The following is an 11,557-nucleotide window of genomic DNA, read 5'->3' on the forward strand; positions in this document are numbered from 1 at the left end:
CCTCCTTCCTTAAGCATCCTAAAACCACTCACATACATCCTTTAATATTTTAAAATTAGTTAAGTCATAATGAAGTGGAGTAACTGTAACATAACCATCTTTAAGATATATTGTGTCAGAATCTTCCTCATGAATGTCTTCTACAACGCCTTTAATCTTATACTGAGTTTCATTATTTTCTCCATTTGATTCTATATAAGTATTACTATACAATCGACTACCAATTTTACATACTTTAATTCCCTTTATTTCATCCTCTTTTAACATAGGAATATTTACATTTAATACAATATCATTTGCAAGGTTATTCTCTTTAGCCTTTAACAATATTTCTCTAGCGTATTTTGCTGCAATTTCATAAGTTTCATCACTTTTAGCATTTTGCTGAATTTCCATAGAAATCGCTATAGCCGGAATTTTGTAAATAGTTGCCTCAATAGCTGCTGAAACTGTTCCCGAGTATAATACATCTGTACCTAAATTTAACCCCTTGTTAATTCCTGATACTACCATATCTATTTTATTGTCAATAAGCTTATTAATTGCAATTTTCACACAATCCGCAGGTGTTCCATCTACACTAAAAGCTTTTGATTTTAATCCAATAAGGTTAGTATCTTTTACAATAAGTGGTCTTGTAAGAGTTATTGAATGACCACAAGCACTTCTTTCCTTATCTGGTGCCACAATAATTACTTCATGCTCTTTTTCAAGTTCTTTTGCTAGCGCATATATTCCTTTTGCATTTATACCATCGTCGTTCGTAAGAAGCAATCTCATCTTCGTTCCTCCAATCATTCACTATATAGATAATAATTATTATACTTCATTATATATATTATAACTATAGATATCTATGGGCAAATGAATATTGATTTTTATATTTATTTCACCTATTTTTATCATATTTTCTCCTTACTACAATATTCTTTATATTGTTCTTCATTCATAAGACCCTCTAATTCTCCCCTGTTTCTGATTTCTACAAGAATCATCCAACTTTCATAACATTCTTCATTTACTAATACTGGATTGTCTACTATAGCCTGATTATTCTCTAATATCTTCCCACTAATTGGAATGTACAAATTAGAAGTTGCTATAACAGACTCAACGACTCCAAATACATCCCCAATTGTATATTCTTCATCTATCTCTGGAATCTCAACAAATAGAATATTTCCTAATGCATTTTGAGCAAAATCAGAAATACCCACATATGCCTTACTACCTTGAATCATTACCCATTCATGATCTTTACTATAAAATAACTCTTTTAATGTTTTCATTTAAAATCCTCCTAGTCTTTATTTTTTATTTCGTCCATTTTCATAACACATTAAGTATACAAATTTGATTATTTCTAAGTACTGATATACCATTTATCACTAAATTTTTCACAAATCCAGTGGCATCTATTTTACCGCCGTATATTTTATAGGCATTGTATAAAGGCGTTATTTTAAATTACCCAACAAACTCCCCCCATGCATTTTTGTAAAATATATGCAGAGTGATATGAAAAAAGAGATAAAAAAACTAAAAACTATGATTATTTTTTCAATGCCATTACAGGAGATATTTTAGATTGTATGTTTCAAGACATTTTCAACAGAATTTTGTTGACTAAATTTAGCTTGGATATTACACTTGTAATTAAATAATAAATTCTCATTATTGGTTAGACCTTATAAAGTACCCTTTTACCCGATAGTACCAATGATAGGAATTATAGGTGGCATCCCACCGATAATGAATTTACTAAAGCTGGAGTTCGGTATTAGTAATTATTTTGACTATTTGAAAGAAAGACCATGTTCCATAAGTTTCTTTTTTAGTATTGTAAGTGCTCTAGTTCCAAATCCATGAAAAGCAATTAGTTCCTCTTCTTTATACAGAGTTAACTGTTCCAATGTTTCAATCCCTGCTCTTTGTAACACTCTTAGAGCAGGTTGACTAATTTTATCTGAATTTATTAAAATACTGCTTAGTATATGTTCATTTTTCATGATTTTCTCCTTTATATAAACTGATTTATATATAATTTTTTATTAATCCCCTCAATATTGTTCAAAGTAAGTTAACTTTTTTATCTTTTGTTTTAACTTGTTGTGCTTTCATAATATAACATCCTAATATGATATATTTATAACTTATTTAATTATAATATGTATTTCTATACAAATATAGCAAATCAAATTAGCCCATAACTTATATTACTATATAAGTTATGGACTCAAGATATTAAATCAATTATTACATTAGGAAAGGTATATTTCTTTCTCTAGCATCTCTAATAATTCGTCAAACCTTTTTATAGTATCTTCTAAAGGTTTTGGTGACGACATATCTACCCCTGCTTTTTTAAGTATATTTATTGGATAATCACTTCCGCCACTCTTTAGGAACCCTACATATCTTTCTACCGCACTCGCGCCTTCTTCAACTATCATTTTACTGAAAGAATTAGCAGCTGCAAAACCTGTAGTATATTGATATACATAGAAATCATTATAAAAATGAGGTATTCTTGACCATTCCATATCAATGCCCTCATCTATTACCATTTCAGACCCGAAATATTTTTGGTTTAATTCATGATATATTTTACATAAATCCTCTGGAGATAATGGATTTCCCTGTTCAATTTTTTCATGTGTTATTTTTTCAAACTCTGCAAACATGCATTGCCTAAACACTGTAGTTCTAATTCCTTCTAGTTGCTGATTTATTAAGAATAATCTTTTCTTCTTATCACTCTCATTTTTAATTAAATGATCTATTAATAAGCACTCATTAGTTATAGATGCCACTTCCGCGCAAAATAACTCATAACCTGAATATATATATGGTTGAGTTTTCCTTGAATAATACGAATGTATAGAGTGACCCATTTCATGAGCTAGCGTTGATACATCGTTTAACTTGTAATTATAATTTAAGAGTACGTACGGCATACTATCAAAGCATCCCCAAGAATATGCCCCCGAACGTTTACCCTTATTTTGAAATACATCTACCCAGCCTTCATTAATTCCTTCTTTAAATATATTTAAATACTCCTCACCTAATGGCTTAATACCATCTAATGCTATTTTAACAGCGTCTTCATACTCAATATGCTCTTCATCAGCTTCAACTATTGGAACATATAGATCATACATATGAATTTCGTCAAGACCTAATAACTTCTTTTTAATACTTACATACTTATGAAGCGATGGTAAATTATTATTTATTGTATCAACTACAGTTTGATAAACCTCCATTGGAATATTGTTAGGTTTTAAAGAACTTTCTAAAGCCGATGAATAATGCCTTGTTTTTGCATTAAATATAAAGTTCTTTATTGAAGATGTTAAAGTTGTTGTCAAAGTGTTGCTAAATCCTTTGTATGTCTTAAATAATGTTTCAAAGGCGTCTTTTCTAACCCTTCTGTCTTTTGATTTTATAAAATTACTATAGTTTCCTTCATTTAATTCAACCTCATTACCTTTTTCATCTTTTATACATGGAAATGTCATATCTGCATTTGTAAGCATTCCAAATATATTTCCCGGTGCATTTAAACAATCGCTAACAGATGCCAAAAGTTTTTCTCCCTCTGCACTTAAAGTGTGAGCCTTCTGATCTAATATATCCCTCAAATAAAATTCATAAACTTTAAGTTTTGGAATCTTATTAATTGCCTCATCTACAGCTCCCTCTGGTAATAATAATAGTTCAGGAACAAAAAATGCTGTAAAACTAGAAACTTCTGCTCCATATGCATCAATCTTATTTTTAAGGATTTGAAACTCAGCATTACCGGTATTCTCATCCCCTCTTAAATGCCCATATACAAGTAATTTGTCTAATAGTCTTTCAATGTCTACACTGCACTCTAAGAATAATAATAAATCCTGCGCATTACTTAGTTTTCCTGAAAACTCTTGAATTTTCGGAGCTTTAGTTTTTAATATTTCAAATTCTTTTTCCCACTGCGCCGTATTTTCGTACAATTTTTTAACATTCCATTTATAAGCACTATCAATTTCATCTCTTGTTTTAAGTTTTTTAACTTCACTCACTAAAATTCCCCTCTTTCATTTATAAATTTAAAATCTCATAAAGCAGATTTCAAGCCAATATATTATACCTATATTACCATATATTTAACGATCCGTTATTACAAATATTTTCTCTATACACCAACATTTATATCTAAACAATGATATGTCTAGTATACAACCATTTGCTAGTTTATATTCCACCATATTTTATTTTGATAAAGCTTAATAGGATATTCTCTTATAAATTGGAAATACTAATAGTTGATATTTGTTTAAATTATATTTTTATTGATATTTATTTTAAAACCTATGAAAATATCAAGGAGGTTTATATAGTGTGCTTAGAAAGTTTGTCCAATGAAAAATATATAAAACTAGAAGATTTTATTAAAACAGTACCCAATGACCGTAGTTCTTTAATTGAAGTCTTACATAAGGCGCAACAAATATTTGGCTATCTCCCAGACGCGGTTCAAGATTTTGTTGGAGAAAAATTACACGTTCCTACCGCTTCAGTATATGGTGTTGTAACCTTTTACTCATATTTCACTACAGTTCCTAGAGGTAAATATGTAATAAATATATGTACTGGAACTGCTTGCTTTGTGAGAGGATCTTCAGATATTTTAGGTGAATTTGAAAGAAGACTCAACATATCTATTGGAGAAACGACACCCGATAAAAAATATACTATCGAATCCCTTAGATGTATAGGTGCCTGCGGACTTGCCCCAGTTGTTACTGTTAACGGTAAAGTTTATGGTCATTTCAAAACCAATGATGTAATTAAAATTTTAGAAGAATACTCAGAATAGTAGATAGATATTAATTAATCAATTAATTAATGTTATCTACTCAAGAAATAGCGAGGAGGATTTAACCTTGAATAAAATAAATTCTTTTAATGACCTTACAAAATCTCACGAGGATTTTGCTCAATTACTAAAGCTTAGGAAATTCTCTCATGAGCAAGAGTTAGGTGTAGAACATACTAGGTGCAACCGTGAAATATTAGTTTGTAGTGGAACCGGTTGCCACTCTGCTGATAGTGCATTAATTATTGATAAGCTAAACTCAAATATAAATGAGGCCGGCCTATCTAATGAAGTAAAAGCACATATAACAGGTTGTTTTGGTTTTTGTGAAAAAGGGCCTATAGTAAAAATAGATCCTGATAATGTCTTTTATGTCCAAGTAAAACCAGAAGATGTCGAGGAAATAGTACAAGAACATTTGCTTAAAGGTAATGTAATTGAACGCTTGTTATATGAAGAACCAACTTTGAAACAAAAGGTTAAAAGACAAGATGAGATGTCTTTTTATAAAAAGCAGTACAGAATTGCACTTAGAAACTGTGGCCTTATAAATCCTGAGGATATAAGGGAATCAATAGCTGAGGAAGGTTACATGGCTCTCGGAAAAGTTATTACTACAATGTCCCAAGAAGATATTATTAAACTTATTTCCGACTCCGGGCTTCGAGGCCGTGGTGGCGGTGGTTTCCCTACAGGTACAAAATGGTCTTTTGCTAAGAAATATCAGGCTGACCAAAAATATATTATATGTAATGCAGACGAAGGAGATCCTGGTGCTTTTATGGATCGTTCCATATTAGAAGGGGATCCTCATAGTGTTCTTGAGGCTATGGCTATTGCTGGTTATGCTATTGGTGCGTCCACAGGTTTTATATATATAAGAGCTGAATATCCACTAGCCATTGATAGACTTAAAATAGCTATTAATCAGGCCCGCGAGTGTGGTCTTTTGGGTAAGGATATTTTAGGAACTAACTTTAGTTTTGATGTACACCTAAAGTATGGTGCTGGTGCCTTTGTTTGTGGAGAAGAAACCGCTCTTATAAACTCCATTGAGGGTTATCGTGGTGAACCTGTAAATAAGCCCCCATTCCCTGCCCAAAGTGGTCTTTGGGATAAACCTACTAGTGTTAATAATGTAGAAACCTTCGCTTTAATCCCTGCCATTATAAATAAAGGTGCCTTGTGGTTCAGTTCTATAGGAACAAAAACCTCTAAAGGAACTAAAGTTTTTGCTCTCGCAGGCAAAATCAATAATGTTGGTTTAGTCGAAGTTCCAATGGGGACTACTTTAAGAGAAATAATTTTTGATATCGGTGGTGGAATTAAAGATGGGCGTGAATTCAAAGCAGTTCAAACCGGTGGCCCTTCTGGAGGATGCATTCCTGCTTCTCTTTTGGATACCCCAATAGACTATGAATCTTTAAATTCAATAGGATCAATGATGGGCTCTGGTGGAATGATTGTAATGGATGAGGATAACTGCATGGTTGATATTGCAAAATTCTACCTTCAATTCACTTTAGAAGAATCTTGTGGTAAATGTACTCCGTGTAGAATAGGAAATACTCGGTTGTATGAGATAGTAGATAAGATAACAAAAGGTAAGGCCACAGAGCAAGATATAGTTAATTTAAAAGAACTAGGTCAAATTATTAAAGATACTTCTCTTTGTGGTCTAGGACAAACATCTCCAAATCCTATTCTAAGTAATTTAAGGTATTTTGAAGACGAATTCAATGCTCATATAAAAGATAAACACTGTCCTGCTGGAGTATGTAAAGACTTATTAATGTATGAAATTACAGATAAATGTATAGGATGCACTCGTTGTGCTAAAATTTGTCCCGTCACCTGTATAAAAGGAAAAGTTAAAGAGCTACACGTTATTGACCAGAATAGATGTATTAAATGTGGTTCATGTTTTGAGGCATGCCCAGTGGATGCCATAATACGAAAGTAATATTTAAGAGAGGTGATTAATTTGAATTCAGTAACTTTAACAATAAATAATAGAAAAATAGAAGTAAATGAAGGTACTTCTATTCTAAACGCTGCCAAAAGCCTTAATATTCATATACCAACTTTATGTTACTTTAAGCTTCATGATGGCAGTACTATAAATGATCCAGGTTCTTGCAGAGTATGTGTAGTAGAAGTAGATGGACGTAGAAATTTAGCCCCTGCCTGTTCAACTAATGTAAGCGATGGCATGATTATAAAAACAAATTCTATTAGGGCAATAAAAGCACGTAGAACAGTAGTGGAGCTTTTGCTTTCTAATCATCCTAAAGAATGTTTGTTATGTGAGAAAAACCGTAAGTGTGAGCTTCAATCTTTAGCTGCAGAACTGGATATTCGAGAAATTAGGTATGAAGGCAAAATGTCTCATTACCCAACAGACAATTCAAGTTATTCCATTATAAGAAACCTAGATAAATGTATTTTGTGTAGAAGGTGTGAAACTATGTGTAACGAGGTTCAAACCTGTAGGGTCTTGTCTGGAATAAACAGAGGGTTTTCAACCAATGTAGCTCCTGCTTTTAATGCACCTCTAGCAGAAACAAACTGTACTTTCTGCGGTCAGTGTGTTGCCGTGTGCCCAACTGCAGCTTTAACCGAAGTAAATTTCACCACAAACGTATGGGATGCTATAAATACAAATGACAAAATAGTGGTAGTACAAACTGCACCCGCCATAAGAGCTGCTCTTGGAGAAGAATTCGGCCTAAAGCCTGGCACTGTAGTAACTGGAAAAATGGTATCCGCTCTACGTGCCCTCGGATTTGATTATGTTTTTGATACAGACTTTGCAGCTGACTTAACTATAATGGAGGAAGCTAGTGAATTTGTACATAGATTAGAACATGGTGGTAAATTACCTATACTCACAAGCTGTTGCCCTGCTTGGATAAACATGTTAGAGCACGATTATCCCGATATGTTAGATATTCCATCTACTTGTAAATCACCACATCAAATGTTTGGTGTTATAGCTAAAACATATTTTGCAGAGAAAATGAATATAGATCCTAAAAAAATGGTAGTAGTATCTATTATGCCTTGTCTTGCCAAGAAATATGAAGCTGCAAGAGATGAACTAAAACATGATGATTTAAGAGATGTAGATATTGTAATAACCACTCGGGAACTTGCAAAAATGATTAAGGAAGCTGGTATTGATTTCGCTTCTTTAGACGACGATGATTTCGATGATCCAATGGGAGAATCGTCTGGAGCTGGCGTTATATTTGGAGCTTCCGGTGGAGTTCTAGAAGCCGCAGTCCGTACTGCCTATGAGTGGATTACTGGTGAAACTGGTCCAGCATTAGAATTTCACTCCATTCGTGGACTTGAGGGCTCTAAAAAAGCAACTGTAAAAATAAACGATATGGATGTAAATGTAGCAGTAACCAGCGGTCTAGGAAACGCAAGGAAACTACTCGAATCTATAAAAAGCGGTGAATCTACCTACCATATAATAGAAATCATGGCATGCCCAGGTGGTTGTATCGGAGGTGGTGGTCAACCCTATATCTATGGTAATATCGATATACTTAAAAAGAGAATAGAGGCCATCTACAAAGAAGATGATAATAAAGTAATACGAAAATCTCATGAGAACCCTTCTATTCAAAAACTATATAGTGAATTTTTAGGCGCACCTTATAGTGAAAAAGCTCATGAACTACTTCATACTCATTATAAGGATCGAAAATATCAAAAGATGAACAAATATGAACCTAGATAATAAAAACATAAGGGATGCATCCATATCAGATGTATTCCTTATGAACTTTCTCCTGCGTGACTTGCAATAAGAAATTAAAACGTGAAATAAATTAAGAAAATCTAGTCTTTTCGAATATAAAATTTCAATTGTTTCTACTCTTCTTATTGGAAGTCACTTCCGGAGAAAGTTCATATTATTATGCATACACTAAGACGTATGACGAATAAAGAAAGTTATCCACATTATTTTGAACTAAGACCTTTTTTCATATATTATGCTACCAAAAGTATATCTTGTGTAGAATACGTTTGAACAAACCTTAGCAATTCTTAATTTGTTTTGATTTCAGATGCGTAAAGAAAATCACATGTTTGAGCGAAAGCGAGTTTGTGATTTTTAGCATATGTAAATAAAATAAATTTTAGAATTGGTTGGTGAAGTGAAAGTATTCCTAACAATATATACTTTTCGTTATAGCATAATCTATGAAAAAGTACTTAGATTATATTATGAGGTTAAATGTCTATTAAGCCATTTTACTACATCCCCAATTACTTCTTCTTTATTAATTTCATTAAGCATCTCGTGACGTCCACCAACATAAAACTTATAAGTTAGATCCTTGATTCCATTTTTTTTGTAAGCCTTAACCAATTTTAAAGCACCCTTACCATTCTTTCCAACGGGATCTTTATCTCCTGCGAGAATATAAATTGGTAAATCAATTGGCACATTTTTAATTTGAGCTTTATTTTCTATATTTTTAAGACCGGCTAAAAAATCGTTGAAAAATCCTGCCGTCATGGCATTCCCACAGAATGGGTCGGCTATATATTTATCTACCTCTTTATTATCCCTACTTAACCAATCAAAAGCTGTTCTAATTGGCTTAAAAGAATTATTATAACTTCCAAAAATTAATTTATATAATTTATCACTTTTTCCTCTTCTTCCAATCTTCTTAATCTCCATTTTTGCTATTACCCTACCTATTTCTATAATAACGCCCTGAGCTCCACATGTTCCTGTGATAATAACGCCCTTTAACTGCCTCCCATATAAGCAAATATATCTTTGTGTTAAAAAAGACCCCATACTATGTCCAAATAAAAATACAGGTAAGTTACAATATTCTTCATTAATTATGTCATTTAGACTATGCATATCTTCAACCATTGAATTAAAGCCATCTTCACCTAGTTCTCCTAGTTTTTCAATTTCTCCTGCTGTTTTTCCGTGACCTCTATGATCATTAGCATAAACAATAAATCCATCCTTTGTTAATTCACCTGCAAAGTTCTCATACCTAGCTGCTGTTTCTGCCATACCATGAGCTATCTGTACTATTCCTTTTACTTCTTTGCCTTTATCAGGCAACCATTTATATACAAATATCCCTAAATCACCTTTACCTCTAAAAGTAAAACTTTCTGAAATCATAATCCCATCCCCTATTTATATTTTCTAATCTTATTTAATGTAGTTTTAAATTTAAATTACTAAAATAAAAAAACCACACTGAATAAGTCTATCTTTAAATAGACCTGCTAGTGTGGATCTCATTTCTTTAACAATATTTCATATTTCATATTTACTCTTGTTTAAATTATATCACTAAAATATATATTTGGATAGTAATATATAGTAATTTAAAAAATATTATTACATTAAAGTATATATTTTAACATTTTTTTACTTTTATTGTCCTATTTCTCCATTACTTTATATTCAACGTCTATATATTTGTCTTTATCATAAAACTTCTCTGATTCACCATATATTCGTACATTTGTTTCTACAGCATTTTCAGCAATATATTTTGCAGTTTTTATAGTCGCCTCAATAGTTGTATCTGCTATAACCGCAGCTACCGCTGCTGTTATTTTTGTAGTTTTTAAAGTCAAACTAGAAACTGCCTTACTATATTTTCTAGTGTTTAGTGCAAATTTATCTTTACCTGAAATTTTAGCTATAGAAGATATAACGTTTCCAGTTAACTCGATACCATACCCAGCGGTATTTCCAACTACTTTTCCAGCACCATATATTATTTTTCCTACTATCGTCATAATTATCACCATACCCATATTAATATAAACTTATTATACCATATTATTGAAAAATTATTACGTATTAAATCTTCACTTGTATAATTCTTTTAAGATATTGTATAATGGAGAATGTTATAGAGTAAATAAGACATACCATATACATAATGTTAAAGATATAGGAGTGAACATATATGACAAAGACTATATTTAAAGGCAGTGCAATGCTAAATCCCGTTCCTGTAGTATTAATTACTTCAAAAAATAAAGAAGGTAAAATAAATGTTTTCACTGTGGGTTGGATAGGCATGGCTTGTACTAAACCACCAATGATAACAGTAGCCATAAGGCCAGAAAGGCTATCTTATGAATACATAAAAGAAAGTGGTGACTTTGTAGTCAATTTACCTAATTCTAAACTAGTTCGCGAAGTTGATTATTGCGGAGTACGCTCTGGTAAACAAATAGATAAAATTAAAGAAATGAATTTCACTGTTGAAAGTAGCAAAGATGTTACGGCACCTATAATTTCTGAATGCCCCGTAGCTTTAGAATGCAAAGTTATAAGCATTACACCTCTAGGTACACATGATTTATTTTTAGCTGAAATAGTAAACACCCATGTAAATAATAATCTAATAGATGATGCTGGGAAAATTCACTTTGAAAAAGCAGATCTTATTACCTACTCTCATGGCGAGTATTTTAGTGTAAATTCAAGTGCTCTCGGTAAATTTGGTTATTCAGTTCAGAAGAAAAATAATAAATTAAAATCAAAAAATAAAAAGAAAACCTGATTTTAAACTGGTACCTATGTCAAGGACAATATAAAAAAGAGTACTAAGATGCTAAAAGGTGATTTCTGTATTGCACAGGAGTCATCTTTTTCAGGTTCCACTGGTATCTATA

The 11,557-nt window shown here is 32.0% G+C and carries 10 protein-coding genes; 4 read left to right on the forward strand and 6 right to left on the reverse strand.

Annotated features, from left to right (window positions below):
* Nucleotides 1–18: 18 nt before the first annotated feature.
* The 4 genes from surE to pepF form a co-directional block, all read right to left on the reverse strand.
* On the reverse strand, nt 19–780 hold the full coding sequence (surE, locus tag KPL55_RS10365) for a 5'/3'-nucleotidase SurE (protein WP_216306636.1): 762 nt from the start codon (nt 778–780) through the stop codon (nt 19–21).
* Between the two features lie 122 nt (nt 781–902).
* Nucleotides 903–1,289: a glycine cleavage system protein GcvH gene (gene gcvH / locus KPL55_RS10370; RefSeq protein ID WP_216306637.1), complete on the reverse strand. Its 387-nt coding sequence runs from the start codon at nt 1,287–1,289 to the stop codon at nt 903–905.
* A gap of 507 nt (nt 1,290–1,796) precedes the next feature.
* Nucleotides 1,797–2,009: a DNA-directed RNA polymerase subunit alpha C-terminal domain-containing protein gene (locus KPL55_RS10375; protein ID WP_216306638.1), complete on the reverse strand. Its 213-nt coding sequence runs from the start codon at nt 2,007–2,009 to the stop codon at nt 1,797–1,799.
* Nucleotides 2,010–2,261: 252 nt separating this feature from the next.
* Nucleotides 2,262–4,070, reverse strand: coding sequence for an oligoendopeptidase F (gene pepF / locus KPL55_RS10380; RefSeq protein ID WP_216306639.1), 1,809 nt, complete (start codon nt 4,068–4,070; stop codon nt 2,262–2,264).
* A gap of 317 nt (nt 4,071–4,387) precedes the next feature.
* Here pepF and KPL55_RS10385 point away from each other — a divergent pair, with 317 nt between their 5' ends.
* The 3 genes from KPL55_RS10385 (at nt 4,388) to KPL55_RS10395 (ending at nt 8,618) form a co-directional block, all read left to right on the forward strand.
* The gene (locus KPL55_RS10385) at nt 4,388–4,867 is read left to right on the forward strand and encodes an NADH-quinone oxidoreductase subunit NuoE family protein (protein ID WP_216306640.1); all 480 of its coding nucleotides are present in this window, start codon (nt 4,388–4,390) and stop codon (nt 4,865–4,867) included.
* A gap of 67 nt (nt 4,868–4,934) precedes the next feature.
* Nucleotides 4,935–6,830 carry an NADH-quinone oxidoreductase subunit NuoF gene (gene nuoF / locus KPL55_RS10390; RefSeq protein ID WP_216306641.1) on the forward strand — a complete coding sequence of 632 codons (1,896 nt, stop codon included), beginning with the start codon at nt 4,935–4,937 and terminating at the stop codon, nt 6,828–6,830.
* Nucleotides 6,831–6,851: 21 nt separating this feature from the next.
* Nucleotides 6,852–8,618 carry an NADH-dependent [FeFe] hydrogenase, group A6 gene (locus KPL55_RS10395; RefSeq protein WP_216306642.1) on the forward strand — a complete coding sequence of 589 codons (1,767 nt, stop codon included), beginning with the start codon at nt 6,852–6,854 and terminating at the stop codon, nt 8,616–8,618.
* A 489-nt stretch (nt 8,619–9,107) separates the two neighbouring features.
* Here the strand turns inward: KPL55_RS10395 and KPL55_RS10400 are convergent, their stop codons facing one another.
* Together KPL55_RS10400 and KPL55_RS10405 are read right to left on the reverse strand one after the other, a co-directional pair.
* Nucleotides 9,108–10,040, reverse strand: coding sequence for an alpha/beta hydrolase (locus KPL55_RS10400; RefSeq protein ID WP_216306643.1), 933 nt, complete (start codon nt 10,038–10,040; stop codon nt 9,108–9,110).
* 266 nt (nt 10,041–10,306) lie between these two features.
* Complete coding sequence (locus KPL55_RS10405) at nt 10,307–10,669, reverse strand: hypothetical protein (RefSeq protein WP_216306644.1); 363 nt, start codon at nt 10,667–10,669, stop codon at nt 10,307–10,309.
* Between the two features lie 173 nt (nt 10,670–10,842).
* Here KPL55_RS10405 and KPL55_RS10410 point away from each other — a divergent pair, with 173 nt between their 5' ends.
* Nucleotides 10,843–11,445, forward strand: coding sequence for a flavin reductase family protein (locus KPL55_RS10410; RefSeq protein ID WP_216306645.1), 603 nt, complete (start codon nt 10,843–10,845; stop codon nt 11,443–11,445).
* Nucleotides 11,446–11,557 lie beyond the last annotated feature (112 nt).

The organism is Clostridium lacusfryxellense (genome assembly GCF_018861735.1).
GTDB lineage: Bacteria > Bacillota > Clostridia > Clostridiales > Clostridiaceae > Clostridium_AD > Clostridium_AD lacusfryxellense.